The sequence below is a fragment of the Gemmata algarum genome (assembly GCF_034097035.1).
Classification (GTDB): Bacteria; Planctomycetota; Planctomycetia; order Gemmatales; family Gemmataceae; genus Gemmata; species Gemmata algarum.
In genome coordinates this window covers 1-14,686 of record NZ_JAXBLV010000191.1, presented here as the reverse complement: position 1 = coordinate 14,686, position 14,686 = coordinate 1, and the positions used below count along the sequence as shown (strand labels likewise).

The 14,686-nt window shown below is 68.6% G+C and carries 13 protein-coding genes and 1 pseudogene; 4 read left to right on the top strand and 10 right to left on the bottom strand.

Going from position 1 to position 14,686, the window contains the following annotated elements; translation table 11 throughout:
* Positions 1–194 precede the first annotated feature (194 nt).
* Positions 195–3,020 carry a sigma-70 family RNA polymerase sigma factor gene (locus tag R5W23_RS19525; protein ID WP_320687732.1) on the top strand — a complete coding sequence of 942 codons (2,826 nt, stop codon included), beginning with the start codon at positions 195–197 and terminating at the stop codon, positions 3,018–3,020.
* A gap of 65 nt (positions 3,021–3,085) precedes the next feature.
* On the opposite strand, the gene R5W23_RS19520 is transcribed toward R5W23_RS19525, so the two are convergent.
* From R5W23_RS19520 to R5W23_RS32750, 5 genes and pseudogenes are all read right to left on the bottom strand, one after another.
* Positions 3,086–3,421: a hypothetical protein gene (locus R5W23_RS19520; RefSeq protein WP_320687731.1), complete on the bottom strand. Its 336-nt coding sequence runs from the start codon at positions 3,419–3,421 to the stop codon at positions 3,086–3,088.
* 22 nt (positions 3,422–3,443) lie between these two features.
* Complete coding sequence (locus R5W23_RS19515; protein WP_320687730.1) at positions 3,444–3,878, bottom strand: hypothetical protein; 435 nt, start codon at positions 3,876–3,878, stop codon at positions 3,444–3,446.
* Positions 3,879–5,340: 1,462 nt separating this feature from the next.
* Complete coding sequence (locus R5W23_RS19510; protein ID WP_320687729.1) at positions 5,341–6,522, bottom strand: acyl-CoA dehydrogenase family protein; 1,182 nt, start codon at positions 6,520–6,522, stop codon at positions 5,341–5,343.
* A gap of 63 nt (positions 6,523–6,585) precedes the next feature.
* A complete protein-coding gene (locus R5W23_RS19505) occupies positions 6,586–7,005 on the bottom strand; it encodes a WD40 repeat domain-containing protein (protein WP_320687728.1) in 420 nt (139 codons plus the stop codon).
* Between the two features lie 384 nt (positions 7,006–7,389).
* Positions 7,390–7,485: pseudogene (locus R5W23_RS32750) on the bottom strand (WD40 repeat domain-containing protein); the annotation flags it as partial.
* 404 nt (positions 7,486–7,889) lie between these two features.
* On the opposite strand from R5W23_RS32750, the gene R5W23_RS19500 reads away from it, so the two are divergent.
* Positions 7,890–8,804: a CPBP family intramembrane glutamic endopeptidase gene (locus R5W23_RS19500; protein WP_320687727.1), complete on the top strand. Its 915-nt coding sequence runs from the start codon at positions 7,890–7,892 to the stop codon at positions 8,802–8,804.
* 327 nt (positions 8,805–9,131) lie between these two features.
* Here the strand turns inward: R5W23_RS19500 and R5W23_RS19495 are convergent, their stop codons facing one another.
* The 4 genes from R5W23_RS19495 to R5W23_RS19480 form a co-directional block, all read right to left on the bottom strand.
* On the bottom strand, positions 9,132–10,277 hold the full coding sequence (locus tag R5W23_RS19495; RefSeq protein WP_320687726.1) for a hypothetical protein: 1,146 nt from the start codon (positions 10,275–10,277) through the stop codon (positions 9,132–9,134).
* A gap of 64 nt (positions 10,278–10,341) precedes the next feature.
* A complete protein-coding gene (locus R5W23_RS19490) occupies positions 10,342–10,497 on the bottom strand; it encodes a hypothetical protein (protein WP_320687725.1) in 156 nt (51 codons plus the stop codon).
* Positions 10,498–10,979: 482 nt separating this feature from the next.
* A complete protein-coding gene (gene der, locus R5W23_RS19485; protein WP_320687724.1) occupies positions 10,980–12,470 on the bottom strand; it encodes a ribosome biogenesis GTPase Der in 1,491 nt (496 codons plus the stop codon).
* 154 nt (positions 12,471–12,624) lie between these two features.
* Positions 12,625–13,404, bottom strand: coding sequence for an SDR family NAD(P)-dependent oxidoreductase (locus tag R5W23_RS19480; protein ID WP_320687723.1), 780 nt, complete (start codon positions 13,402–13,404; stop codon positions 12,625–12,627).
* Between the two features lie 79 nt (positions 13,405–13,483).
* Here R5W23_RS19480 and R5W23_RS19475 point away from each other — a divergent pair, with 79 nt between their 5' ends.
* Positions 13,484–13,843 (top strand): hypothetical protein, encoded by a 360-nt coding sequence (locus tag R5W23_RS19475; protein ID WP_320687722.1) that lies wholly within the window; start codon positions 13,484–13,486, stop codon positions 13,841–13,843.
* A gap of 17 nt (positions 13,844–13,860) precedes the next feature.
* Entirely contained in the window at positions 13,861–14,424 is a 564-nt protein-coding gene (locus R5W23_RS19470; RefSeq protein WP_320687721.1) for a hypothetical protein, read from the top strand.
* A 60-nt stretch (positions 14,425–14,484) separates the two neighbouring features.
* Here the strand turns inward: R5W23_RS19470 and R5W23_RS19465 are convergent.
* The coding region (locus tag R5W23_RS19465) for a hypothetical protein (protein WP_320687720.1) at positions 14,485–14,686 on the bottom strand (202 nt) is incomplete at its 5' end.

Genomic DNA, 14,686 nt, shown 5'->3' with positions numbered 1-14,686 from the left:
CCGCCCGGCTCCCGGGCGCAGCGTTTTATCGGTTTCGGAACAGCGACATCAGCACCACGCGCACGAAGTTCCGTTTGCCCGCCGCTGAGAATGCCTGGCTCCGGGGCCGGCGGTAAACGCGCGCGATTGTTGGCCCCTTTGCCCCTCCGCCGGGCAGTATTACAGCAGTCCCACCGCCCCCGCCGGAGGAAGTTGTGAGCACTGCCCCCGCGACCATCGGACGCCTGCTCGCGTCCGGCCTTCCGTCCAAGCTTTCGGACGCCGACCTCGTCACCCGGTTCGCCCTCGCCCGGGACGGCGACGCGTTCGCCGAACTCACCCGGCGGCACGGACAAATGGTTCTGGCCGCTGCGCGCCGGGCCGTGCGGGATCAGCACCTAGCCGACGACGTGGCCCAGGCGGCGTTCCTTGTTCTGGCGCGAAAGGCGCACGCGCTGTCGCGCCCGGACCGACTGGCCGGATGGCTGTTCGGGGTCACCCGGCGGATCGCGCGACGGGCGGCGGTACACCAGCGCCGGGAAGCCGAACGGACGGTCCCACTGACCGCCGGGATCGCCGCACCGGAGCGGTTGCCGATGGGCGGCGACCTGCCCCAGATGTTGGACGAGGAACTGGATCGGCTCCCCGAGAGCGAGCGGGTGCCGCTCGTCCTCTGTTACCTGGAGGGCCTTACCCAAGACGAGGCCGCGCGGGCGTGCGGGTGGAGCATTCGGACCGTGCGCCGCCGTCTCGCCGCCGGGCGCGAGCGGCTGAAAGCCCGGCTCGAGCGCCGCGGAATTGAACTGGGCTCGGCCCTGGCGGCGCTTGCACTTGCGGGGGACGCGGGCGCCGTGCTCTTGAGTCCGGAAGCAGTTCCGGGGAGCCGCGCAACGGCTCTGGCCCGATCCGAGTTCCGGTGGGTCGCGCGAGGCGCCGCCGCCGGATGGTGCGGCGGCGTGGTCGCCGTCGCGCTCGCGGTTGCGGTCGCGACCGGCTCTTGGTCCGGGCCGCCAGTTCATTCACCGCCCCCGCCCACCCCCGCGGTTCCCGCCGACCTGCCCGAAGGGGCCGCTGTGCGACTCGGTTCGAGCGCGCTGAGTCATCCGGACATGCTTACTCAACTGCGGTTTTCCGAGGACGGCACCCGGCTCTTCTCCTACGGCGGCGGAAAGGTTCGTCAGTGGGACGCCAAGTCCGGGGCCGCGGTCCCGCACCAGGCGCGAGACATCAAGACCACGTTCGGTACCACGTTCCTCTCACCGGACCAGACGAAGGTTGTTGCCCCGCACGTCGATCGCACCCCGCTTCGGTTCTCGGTTCGCGAATACGACCTGGCGACGGGGAAGCACACCGAGCGGTTCGTCGTCCCGTCCCGCACCGGTCCGCGGGGACAAGACATCGGGATCGGGGGGCAACGGTTCGCTCTGTCACCGAACGGTAGCACCCTCGTGGAAGGGCACCCGCACGAAGTTTACCTGTGGGACTTAAAGACGGGGCGCGTTCAGCACCAACTCAAGTTCGACGGCGCGACGACCGGGAATTTCCTGTTCTCTCCGGACGGGAAGCATCTGATTACCGCCGGGAATGATGACCCGTCCGTGAGGTTCTGGGACACGGGCACCGGAAAGCCGTCTCAGGTGCTCACTCGGAACGCAAGGTCGGGCGTGGGCCGGTTGGCGATGTCCGCGGACGGCCGATGGGTCGCCGCCGTGAGCAACGCGCACCTGTCGGGAACCGGAACGGAAGTGGCCGTCTGGGATCAGACGGTGCCCGGTCCCGCGCGAGTGCTGGTGCTGGCCGACGGTTTCGGGTTATTCGGCGCCGCGGCGTTTGGGCCGGGCGGCTTGCTGTACGTGGCCTCGCAGGCGCCCACGGGGGGAGGGGCCACGCTGGTCACCAAATGGGACGTTACCACCGGCAAGCAACTCGCCCGATGGGCCGGCCCGGACGCGAGAGCTTACGGACCGACGGTTGTTGAGGTGAGCCCGGGCGGCTCCACGCTCGCCGTCGGAACGTACTGGGGCGTCATCCGGTTGTACGACACGCGAACCGGGGCCGAAATCGGCCGCCCGTCGTCTCTGCCAGCCACGGTGATCGGGGTCGCGTTCGACCGAACCGGTCGCAACGTCCGGGTGTCCGGTGCCGACGGGTCGAACGCCACCTGGGACGCGGGCACCGGAGCGCTTGTGAGCCGGCGCGCCAGCCCCATCTCCCTCCCGCCCGCTGGCGGGGCCGCTCCCGTGGTACCGAGCCGCGACGGCCGGTGGGTGCTGACCTACGCGCTGAGCGAGCGCGGGGCGCTCCTGCCGTGGCAAGCCGAGTTGTGGGACACGGCGACCGGCGAACGTAAGTATTCCGGCGGCCTTATCGGGCGGGTGAAGGAGCTGATTTCGGTTCCGAGCGGCAAGCACGTCGCCGTCCTGGTTGAATCACGGATCGGGCGCAGCATCCAGGTTTGGGACCTCGCCGCTGGCGAAGTCCTGCCGAACGATCAACCAACGATCGACATGGCAAAGTTCCAGTGGGCCGCGTTCCCGGACGGAAAGACGCTATTCCTGATGAACGACGAGCGAGCCGTCGGCTACGACGTGACGACGGGCCAGGAGCGGTTCTCGTGGGCCGTTGCCGATCACGACGTGCTCGGCCGCCCGCGCCCGGAACAGGCCCCGCGCCCGAACCTGGTTCGCGCCGTAGCGGTGTCGCCGGACGAGAAAACGGTGGCCATCTCGATCGGCGGTGAGGAGTGGCTGGATACGTCGAAGCGGACGCACAACCTGGTCCTGGTCGAGACCCAGACGGGCAAAGTGATACGCCGGTCGCCCACCCCAGAAACATCGGCCGAGTGGCTGGTGTTCTCGCCCGACGGGAAGCATGTGGCCGGCCCGACGTGCGTGTGGGACGCCGCATCGCTGAAGGAGGTTCGGCGGTTCCCGTCTCGCCCCCAGGTGACGGCCGCCGCGTTCAGCCCGGACGGCAAGTCGGTCGCAACCGGTCACGCCAACGGGACCGCCTTGGTGTGGCCGGTCGGTGGGAGCCAATGAGTCCGTGTGATACCGAATGCGGTGAAGAGCGACATGATTCTGTAGCCGGCCTCTGTCAACGAAGTTCAATCCTGGGAAGCCGAAGTTGCGTCCCGGAAATCGGCGCCGTATGAGCGCGTGGCCCACCACACGCCGCACGGGCGGCACGGGAAGACGGTGGCGTCGGGCTCGCGGGCCAGCGGGCGACCGCACGCCGGGCACGGGGCGCGGTTCAGTGGCGCCCGGACGATGACCGCGCAGCCCGCCAGGAACCCGACGCCGCCGAGCCACACCGCCCACGCACCGGCCCCGAGCGCGTGCGCCGCCCCGCCGCCGAGGAGCGCGAGCCCGACCACCGCAGCCCCGGCGAGCACACGCCGCGCGGTGGTGCGGTCGTAATCGGGGTGCGGCCGGCGCTCCACGCGGGTGTCCTCCGGGTTCGGCTCAGTGCGGGGCCGGGATCGCTCCGCGGTGCCCCGGGCGAGAAGCGCCGCGGATTACCTTGCCCACGTAAATGAGACAGCCGAACGCCACCAAGAGGTAGATGTGGCGGTTGTCGGAGAACGTGGTCGAGGTCAGCAACTTATAACCGGTGTCCGACACGTTGGTCCCCCCGTACTCGGTGACAACAGTGCGGGTGTCGCTCGTTTGCGTGACCAAGAAGCGGTACCGTTCCCCCTTGGTGCCCACGCCACGTCCTTCAAACCGCCCGTCCGGTTGCGGGTCGAGTGTGACGTCCCGGAGGTCGAACCGCCCCCGCAGGTGGGCGCGCAGTTCGTCGGCGGAAAGCGGACGGTTCGAGCCGTTGGCGCGCAGCCACTCGCCGGCGGCGATCAGGGACGCCAGCACGACCACCGGGGCCAGCAGCTTGCGGAACATGGCTCTCCTTCGAAGCGCGTCGTGATGGATGGTACCCGACCCGGGCGGGCCGCGGAAGCCGGCCCGAAGGCAACCGCCCCCCCGCCCCCCCCGCGCCGTGCTCGCCGCCCCGGTCCGCGGAGCTTCCGTGGACCGGCGGAAGGGAGGAGAGCAAAGACAACCCACCCCCCGGCCCCCTCCCTAAAGGGAGGGGGTGGCGCCGAGAGGAGTGGTTCCGGCGCGGGAGGGGGCGCATGCGGGCAGACCCACCCCCCGGCCCACTCACTTCAGGGAGGGGGTGGCGCCGAGAGCGTTGGTCCCGGTGCGAGAGGAGCGTGCCACGCTTCGCGTTCGCCCGTATTTTGCTCCCCTCCCTTCAGGGAGGGGCTGGGGGGTGGGTCTACGCCCGGCGCCCCCCCCGCACCAGGACCACTCCTCCCCGCGCCACCCCCTTACCTTCCGCTGGCCCACGGAAGCTCCGCGGACCGGGCCGGCGGAAGGGAGGTGGGCCGGGGTCGGGCTGTGTTTGGCCCGGGTGCGGTTCTCCCGCGTGGGTTATGAACCCTGTTCATCCTGTCGATCCTGTCTTCATGAGTGCGAGGCCCGATGGGGCCGGAACGAAGCCCCAACCAGCCGTCCGTTCCGCCACCGATTCCCAAGAAGTCGAGGTCGCCCCTCACCCGCTTTCCCGGACGCGAGCCCGTCGCTGACGATACCCACCTTCACCGCGTCCTGCGCGCCGCGTGCCATCTGGTATTAGGCGGAGCCATCGCGAACCAGCTTCAATCGAGTTCGCTCGGCTGATACCGGTTCGGTTACTCCTCACCCTCGCGATGGGTGAAACGCGCGTGGTACGAGAAGCCGCTACAACCGACCGAGCCGGGCGTCCGCCCCCGCAATGTGCCGAGCGCCCGGAGCGCCTTTGGAGCGGTCACGCAGAAGAGAGGAACCGGGACGGATCGCCTCGCCCGCGGTTGACGCGGCTCACGTGTAACGGGGGTTACAGCATCGCACGGGTGGTACTTGAACGGGGCGCCGACGGGACATTCGCTACCGGCCAGCTACCAACTCGCTGGGTGATCGCTACCCACGAATCCCACGCTTCTGGCCCCGGGCGCGGCTCTCGAAATCGGTCGGAATGCCCCCGAACGGCTCCAATCAGCAGGACACAACATGTTGCAGAAAATGCCGTTATGTCCGAAGCCGCCGGTGCAGTTGGCCTCGACGCTGTGAATGAGCCCCGGTGCCGATCGCTTCACACGGCGCGGCACGAACTACCAGAACGACCAAATAGAGTGAAATAAGGGGTGTGGACATGTGCGGTGTGCGGACAGACGGTTCAGCGAACGGGGACGTGTTGGCCCGCCCCGGTTCCGCGGAGATGGGCACGGACCTCTCTCGGGTTGTTACGGCGGGTTCGGCAGCGGCGGAGCAGGTGCCGCCCACCCGCTCACGGGCGGGGCGGCATTTGCCCCCATTCCGGCTACTTGAACGCTTCCCACTCCTTGCCCAGCAGCGCGGCGGCGATCTTCAGCTTGAGGATCTCGTCGGTGCCCTCGTAGATGCGGCACACGCGCACGTCGGTGAGGTGCCGGCCGGGGCGGTAGAGGGTGCTCCACCCGCGACCGCCGAACACCTGAACGGCGCGGTCGGCGGCGTCCCAGGCCGCGTTGGTGGCGAAGAACTTGGCCTGCGCCGCGAGCAGGTCGGCCTGCCGCGCGAGGTCCTTGTCGCCCGGGCTCGCACCCGAACGGTCCTTGGCCTCGGCAGCGCGGACCAGCAGGGCGTCCGAGGCGACGCGGTCCATCTCCATGTGCGCGATGTGTTCCTGAACGAGCTGGTGCCGGGCGATCTCCTTGCCGTGCTGCTTCCGCTCCTTGGCATACCAGATCGCCTCCGCGAGGCAGTCCTCGATCACCCCCAGGCACCCGGCGGCGACGCTGAGGCGCCCGCTCACGAGGGTGCCCATCGCCACGCGGAACCCGTCGCCCTCCTCGCCCAGCAGGTTCTCCGCGGGCACGGCCACGTCGTGCATCTCGAACATCGCGGTGTTGGAGGTGGGCATCCCCATTTTGGCGTTCGCGGCGAAGCTCTCGGCCTCGAACCCCTTCGCGTTCGTGTCCACGACGAACGCGGAGATGCGGCCCGTGCCCACCTGCCCCGCGGGGTACGCGAACGCGACCACCGCGTGCGCGATGCCGCCGTTGGAGATCAGGTACTTCACCCCGTTGAGGAGGTAGTGGTCGCCCTTCTTCTCGTAGGTGGTAGTCATCTCGCGCGGGTTGCTGCCGGCCTCCGGCTCGGTGAGCCCGAAGGCGAGGATCTTCTCCCCCTTCACGGCGGCCGGGAGGTACTTCCGCTTGAGCGCCTCGCCGCCCCACGTCTGAATCGGGTACGCGCCGATGCTCAGGTGCCCGGAGAAGAACGTGCGGACGGTGGTGCCCTCGCGGCCGATGCGGGCGAGGGCCTTGAAGTAGCTGACGGCGTCGGCGCCGCGCCCACCGTACTCCGGGTGAACGTTCATGCCCAGGAGGTTGTACTTCGCGGCGAGCGGCACCACTTGATCGTTGAACTGCCGGTTCGCGTAGGCGAACTCTTCGGCCGGCCGCACCTCCTGGCAGAACGCTTCGGTGTCGGCGGCCAGTTTAACGGGGTCGAACGCCATGATTCCGGCTCCTCGGCACGGGTGAAGAAGTGCGAACGGGATACCGGAATTGTACGTCACGCGTTAACCCAAATCCCAGAGCGTGATCGTCTCCTTCTGCCCGCTGCCGACCGCCGCGACGTTCCCGTCCGGCGACACGGCGAGGCAGTCCAGCCCGCCGGTCTGGAAGGTGTAGGTGCGGTCGAGGGTAAGGGCGTGCGTGTCCCAACACTTCACGGTGGCGTCGCGGCTCGCGGTCCAGAGCCGCGAGCCGTCCGGGGTGAGGGCCATTGCGGTGATGCGGCCGGTGTGCCCCTTGAGCTTCGTTCGGTACAGCCCGCCCGGCAGCCCGTACACGACGATCTTCCCGCCGACCAGCGCGAACAGGTGCCGGTTGTCGGCCGAGAACGCGAGGTCTTCGGGTTCGTAACGCTTCGTCTCGATGTTTGTGCCGCGCGACGAATCGACCGGTGGCCAGTGCCAGAACTGACGACCGATCGCCACGTGCGACCCGTCCGGCGCGAACGCAATCGCCCGGGCGGACCCGTCTACGACTCGCGGGAGATCTGCAACGGAGCCGTCGGCGAGTGAATACTGAACGCACTGTCGCATCCCAATAAGGGGCGACTCAATCAATCCGAGTACCGAGGCGCCATCTGGGCCGAGACACGGGCCGACGATCGTGGCCGCCCACTGAGTTGCGAATACGCGGAAGGCAGCACGATCGACGAAAATGAGCCCGCTTCGCTCGCGGTGAACCGCAACATGTTCGCCGCCACGGGACAGGAAAATTTTCCGAAGCGGAGGGGCTCGATCAGGCACCATCGCGAGCGCGTGACGGAGAACAAGGCACGCTTGTTCCGCCCCGCTCAGCGGATCCCACATCCGCACGGAGTTGTCATCGCCAGCGGACACGAGGAACCGCCCCTCCGGGCCGAACGCCAGAGCCGTGACCGCGTTCGCGTGTGCGTGCCAGGTGAGCATCGAGGCCGCCCGAAGGTGTGCCCGGCCGTTCCAGTCCCGGGTGCTCGGTTCCCGGTGGCACCCGCGGCCGCGCGTTCCGGAACCGACAGGAGCGCGTTCATCATAGCGGAGGTGGACGGGAGGAGGGGCGCGTGGCGGGCGCGGGTGCCGAGCGGTGGCCGCAAGCGCGCGGGCACACGCCGGCGGCAAGAACACGAAGCGGACACACGGGCCGGAATTCGTTCATTCCAGTAGTTTCAAGTTTGGCGACAGCCGTGATGAGATCAATCGCAGGACCGGACACGCCGAGGTTGCCCCCCCCTGCGGGCGGCGCACAACCAACTTGAAACGACTGAAATCCAGTTGAAGGGCGGAAACGGGATGCGCTGGCAAGCCCAAGCTATTACCCTCGCACGGGGAGACGTATGACAAACGATGAACGCGGGGACGAACCGCTCCCTCCCAAACGCCCCCGCCGCCGGGCGCCGTCGGTCGGTCCGGCCTTCGTCGCCTTCGTGGTTGCGGTCGCCCTGACCCTGACCACTCAACTCGTCGCCGGCATGGCAATCGGGGTGTGGTACGTCGTGACCGGCGGCAACGCAAAGAGGCTCGCGGCCGACCTGCCGGACCTGCTTGCCGACACCCCGATCTTCGTCGCACTGAATTTGGTGAACCAACTCGCCCTGCTCGCGACGGCGATCGCCGCCGCCCGGATCGCCCCGGTCCGGCCGCGCGGCGGCCTCGGGTTCGTCCGACCGGCCCTGACGGCCTGGGGGTACCCGGTCCTTGCGATCGGGTCGCTCGTCCCGCTCGCGGTCGGGGTCGCGGGCGCGGAGGCAGTGTCGCTGGTGGCACCACCGGACGAGACGTTCGGGCGGGCCTTTGAGAAGGTGACGCCGGTGGCGGCGGTGCCATTCGTCCTGTTCATCGCCCTCGTGCCGGGGCTGATCGAGGAGGCCTTCTTCCGCGGGTACGTACAGCGGCGGCTCCTCGCGCGGTGGCCGGCGTGGGCCGCCATCGCCACCACGGCCGGGCTGTTCGGCCTCATCCACATCTACCCCGCCAACATCGTGTTCGCGTTCCTGGTCGGGCTCTGGCTGGGGGCGGTCGCGTGGCGCACCGGATCAGTATGGCCGGCCGTCCTATGCCACGCGTCCATCAACGCAGCGTCGAGCGTTTGGAACCTGGGAACGAGGTTCGGGGTGATCCCCGCCGACCCGCCCAATTCCGCGATGGGGATAGGGGGAGTCCTGGCGCTCGTGTGCTTCCTCGCCTCGGTCCGGCTCCTCGCACGCGACCCGTCGAAACGGGCGCCGGAGGCGGCACAGGAAGCGGGATGAGTGGGACGGCCGGGTGCTGCCCCGGTGGCGGCCGAAGCGTCACCAGGCGCGCCCTCCGCAAGCCGTGCCGCGTGCGGGTGATGAACGCAATGTTTGGCAAAAGGAACCTCGCACGGCACGAAGGTTCCGATGAGAGCATGGGCATGACGACCCGGGACAACGCCGACGCGGCCGACCGGTTCGGTAACCGCTTCGCTGCCCCAAGGTCATTCGTGGGTCGGGAACGCGCTCCGGACCAAAGACTGAGAGAAGTGCGCCGGCAAAATTCGGGCGACGGCACACATGCTCATCGCACTCGGTCGGGTCTACATCGGACCGGTTAACGGTCTATTCGGGCGCCCGTCGGCCGAACAGCCGATCGCGCCGATAGATGCCGATTACGACCAGCGCGACAGCCCCGAGCGCGAGCCCGGCCGGGGCGGGAACGGGGACGGGGTCGTTCGGGCCACCGCCCGGTGGGATTTCGACATCCGGTGGGGGCGGATTGCCCGGCGGGGGCACGTCCCCGCCGCCCGGCGGCGGTGGGGACACGGGCGGCGGCGACGAGGGCGGCGGTTGATTCGGGTTGTTCGGCCCGCCGCCCCCGCCGTTGCCACCAATACCTAACCCGCCGCCCCCGCCGGAGCCGCCAGGCCCGCCGCCCAGCGGCACGATGCCGGGACCGCCGCCCCCGCCGCCGGCGGTCAGCGCGCGGGCGAACGTCCCGGCGCCGCCCGCGCCGCCGCCGGCGTACCGCAGCGCGAACTGCGCTTGCGCGACGATCCCCTTGGCGTTCTCGACCCCCTGTAACCGGATCAGTTCGCGCCCGGTGAGGTCCGCGTTCTCGGTCGCAAGGGCCTCTTCGGTCCCGGTCAGAGTGCCGAGGTACTCCTGCGCCCGGGCGACGTACTGCGGGGCCTCGTTTTGGGGATAGTTCGCCCGGAAGTCGCCCGCGAACAGGTCCAGGGCGACGTTCCCTTCGGCGGGTTCGGCCTCGTGGACGACCTCCCACAGGGCCACCTGGAACGCGACCGCGTCGGTCGGGTTCGTGGGCTTCCGGACCGGATCGCGGAAGTGGCGGGCGAACAGTTCCCCTACGAGCCGGCCGCGGCGGTTCGTGGCCGCGTCGAGCCGCTCCTTCGGGGCGCCCGCGAGGTTGTAGTTCGCGGGATCGTACAGGTTGTTGGGACGGAACCGGTACATCTCGCCCGCGACGACGGGCACCCGCACCTGGGCGCAGTAACCGGTAAAGGTGCGGTCGAGCCCGTTGGTGCCGAACTCGGTCCGGGGCACCTCCCAGCGGAACACGCCGGCGGAGCACTCACCCGCCTCGCCGCCCAGTTTGTACCGGAACGCCTCACGGGGCTCGAGTCGCGTGTACAGGACGTCGAAAGCCGGTTCCTGTTCGGAGGGACGGGGCGGTTCGGCGACGGCGACCGGGGCGACCACAAGGGGCGCGGCGAGCAGATAAAACCGCGGAGAGAATAACGGCATCAACTACGACCTCCGTGTGTGCGTAACTAGGGAGCAAAACGAGTGCCCGTCCGGCCACAGTCCATTAGCCGAACGAACGTGTCGTCACCGACGCCGGGCGCGCCAGTTCGGGCGACACCAGCACCAGCGTGTCCTCCCGCAGCGGACCGAGGCACGCCGGATCGACCGCCGTGCCGTCGGCGGACGCTGAAACCACCTCGCCCCGGGTCAGCGACTTCACGGCCACCGTCTTCCGCCCGAGGTGCAGACCTTCAAGCCCTTGATCGTGGTTAACGCAGTCGGTGAGTCACGGCCGTCCCTTCGCGGTTGCGGGCTCTTGTTGCGGTCCACTGCACGCGGCACGACGTAATGCGCTAAATCGAGTGCCTCGACAACACCACTGCCGTTACAGCCGCTCGGTCGTGCGGAACCGGGGCACCATTATTGCAAGCCCGGCCGGAAGGGACCAGAGCAGTCGAGTGCGGCCTGCGGGCTCGTGGGAAAAGGGCAGACGTGGTTTTGGTGTGAAGTGCGGCCCGTTTGCAAAGCGATGGTGCGGGACGTGCATTATAAGGCCGAGTCGATCCACGATCCGAACTGTCGGAATCTGTTATGGCCGTTGTCTTTGTAACGCAGGCAGTCCCGTCTGTGCGGCCTTCGTGCGCCGCACAAACGGGACCGCTTGCGTCACAAGAAATAGACACAACCGACCGGTTCACACGTTTAAAAGTCCCATGTTTCGGACCCGCGCGACTTCTTCCGGGGGCGCGGGGCCGGTTCCGGTTCGCTCTCCTCGACCGGCTCCGGCGGGGCGGGCCGCGGCGCGCGGACGATCGGCACCTCCTCGTCCGCGTCGCTCATCTCGGCGACCGGCTCCTCGTCGGCGGCGCGGCGCCCGCCCTCCCCCTTCGCCCGCAGGACCACCTTGATCGCCACCTCCGGAAACGGGAACGTGTCGCGCAGGGTCTTGGTGAGGTACCGCACGTAGGTCTGCTCGAACAGCTCGGGGCCGTTGGTGAACAGCACGATCGTCGGCGGGTTGATGCCGATCTGCGTCGCGTAGAACACCTTCGGCGTCTTGCTGCCTGCCATCGGCGGCGGGCTGGCCTCCATCGCGGCGCGGATCACGCGGTTCAGGTCGCCGGTGCCGACGCGGACGGCCGCCTGCTTGTGGAGCTGCACCGCGAGTTGGAGCACCCGCAGCACGTTCTTCCCGTCCTTCGCCGTGATGAACGCGATCGGGACGTGGTCGAGCATCGGGAACATCTTCCGCATGTACTCGGCCATCTCCTCGGTCGTCATCCCGTCCTTCACCAGGTCCCACTTGTTCACGACGAAGATGGCCGGCTTGTTCTCCTCAACAACGTACTCGGCGAGCTGCTTGTCCACGCGGCTCACGCGGTGCCGGGCGTCGAAGAAGTGCATCACCACGTCGGCCCGGCGCACCGACCGCTGCGCGCGGTGGTTGCTGTAGAACTCGATGTTGGTGCCCATCTTCGCGGTCTTGCGCACGCCGGCGGTGTCGATCGCCACGTACGACTTGCCGTCCCGCTCGATGCGCACGTCCACGCTGTCGCGGGTGGTGCCCGGGATCTCGGACACGATCACCCGCTCGCCGCCCGCGAGGCTGTTTATGAAGGTGCTCTTCCCGGCGTTGCGCCGGCCGACGATGGCGAGCATGAGCGCCGGCTCCGCGGGCGCGACCTCGCCGGTGTCCGGCGGCAGCCGGGCCACGATCGCCTCGAACAGCTCGTCCTTGCCGAGCTTCTGATCGGCGCTCACGCACAGCGGCTCGCCGTAGCCGAGCCGGTTGAACTCGCCGGCCTGCTCGCCCAGCTTCGCGGTGTCGGCCTTGTTCGCGACCAGGATGACGGGCTTGTTGATGGTCCGCAGACGCGCCGCCACGTCCTCGTCGAGGGGCACGATGCCTTCGCGGATGTCCACCATGAACACCACCACCGCCGCGGACTCGATCGCGAACTGGATCTGGCGCTCCACGTCGGCGCTCAGGTCGTCCACGTCGACGATGCCGATCCCGCCCGTGTCCATAAGGTCCCACACCCGCCCGCCGTACTCGACGACGGTGGACACGCGGTCGCGGGTGACGCCCGCGGTGGGGTCCACGATGCTGATCCGCCGCCCGGCGAGCCAGTTGAACAGCGACGACTTGCCGACGTTCGGCCGTCCGACAATCGCCACGAGGGGCAGCGCCACGACGTAACCTCAAAAGAAGACAGAATGGCCGAAAAAAGCACAGAACGCACACAAGAAGACAGAATCGCGCCAAGCCTGAAGGGATCACAAGAGGGACAAGAGCATTGATCTCGGTCCTGGTGATCCCGTCAACGAGCGGCCCGCGCCTTTCGCCTCACCACAGCGTGTACCCGCCGTCCACGACGACCGTGGCCCCGGTGACGTAGCTGCCCGCGTCGCTAGCCAGGAACACGGCCGCCGGCCCGAGCTCCTCCGGCTCGCCCATCCGGCCCATCGGGATGTGCGACACGAACTCGTTCTGGAAGGTCGGCTTCTCGCCGAACCACTTGCGGTTCGGGGCGGTGAGGAACACCCCGGGGGCGATGGCGTTCACCCGCACCCCGCGCGGCGCCCAGTCCGCCGCCAGCGACTTCGTGAGGGCCGTGAGGGCCGCCTTGGCGGTCTCGTAATGGCGGCCCCGGATGCCCTTGATCGCGATCGGCCCCGCGATGCTGGTCACGTTCACCACGGCCCCTCGGCCGCGTTCGAGCATCCCGCGACACAGTTGCTGGCAGCACACCAGCGCGCTGGTCAGGTTCAGATCGACCAGCTCCCGCCACTGCGCGAGCGGCACGTCTTCCGTGGCCACATCGACCCGGCGCCCGCCGACGTTGTTCACCAGCACGTCGATCAGCCGGTTCAGGCCCAGCACGTCGCGGCACGCGGCCTCGGCACCGGTGGGCGTGGACACGTCCCCGGGCACGACGGCAACGAAACGGCCGAGGGCGGCCAACTCGCTGCGGACGGTTTCGAGCGCGGCAGGGTCCCGGCCGACGAGCACGAGGTCGGCGCCGGCCTCCGCGAGCGCCTGGGCCATCGCGCGGCCCAGCCCCCGGCTGCCGCCGGTGACCACCGCAGTGCGTCCGTCGAGCCGGAACCGGTCCAAAACGCCCATCACGCTCCCGATTTCAGCGCCGCCTCGCGTGGCCATCAGCTTAATATAGGGACAACAACCCCGAAGCGGCGGGCAATCGATGGCGAAGTGCGATGAGGGCTACCGGTGCGAGGTGTGCGGGCGCGACGTGGAGGCCGTCACCGATTCGGACCTTTACCTGCGGTTCGTGCTGGGCGAGGTGTCGCTCGAAACCCTGCACCTGCTGCCGGAACGGCATTTGCGGTGCAACCCGGCGCTGGCCCAGTACATCGTCGACCCGGCGTTCGCGCCGGTGGCGTGTGATGGGCCGTTCGCAAAGGCGGAAATGGACGCCCCGTTCGTTACAGCGGAGGAGCGGCGGGTGTCGCGCGGGTACCGCCGGTTGTGTGCGATCCCGACGCTCGGCCTCGCGGTGCCGGAGTACCCGCTGAGCGTGACGCCCGACGGCGGAGCCGATTAGCGATCGCTGGAGGAGCCATGAAAGCGTTATTCGCGGTCTGTGCGGTGTTCACGCTCGCCGTTGGTGCGCGGGCCGAGGAGTCCGGGCCGAAGGCCGGCGAGACGGCGCCCGCGCTGAAAGCGTTCGGCGTCGCGGGCAAGGTCGAAGGTAAGGAGGCAGACTTGGTCGCGGACCGCAAGGGCGAACCGACGGTTTACGTGTTCGTGCGGGCGGAGGAGAGCGGCGTCCCGGTCGGCGGGCGCCCGGTGGCGCGGTTCCTGAAGGAGTTGGACAACAAGATCGGCGACACCGCGGAGAAGGCCGAGGTGGTGGCCGTGTGGCTCGGCGAGAAGGCGTTCGACAAGCACAAGGAGTACCTGCCGCGGATCAACATGTCGCTGAAGTTCGCGAAGACCTCGCTCGCGGCGTTCGACGGCGAGAAGGGCGGCCCCAACAACTGGAACGTGAACCCCGACGTTCACCTGACGGTGGTGCTCGTGACCAAGGGGAAGGTGGCGAAGTCGTTCGCGTTCACCTCGGTCAACGAAACCGACGTGAAACCCGTACTCGAAGAGCTGGCGAAAGCCCTAAAATCCAAGTGACCCGCGGAGCGCCGTAGGCGGGCAAATTCGGCCACTCGTATCGCCGTACTGTCGCTGACATCAACGCGCGTACCGGCCGAGAAGCAGAAAAAGACGTAAGTTGAAGGGATGGCGGGCGCGGGTCCGTCGCAGCGGGTAGAAGACTTCGTTTTGAGGAAAGTCGCGCCGAATTGAAGGCAAGCGATTCTGCCAGCGCCGCTTGGCCCCTGGGCCGTACACTGTTGTAATCACATCTGCGTCATCGTGACGCGCCCTGGCATTA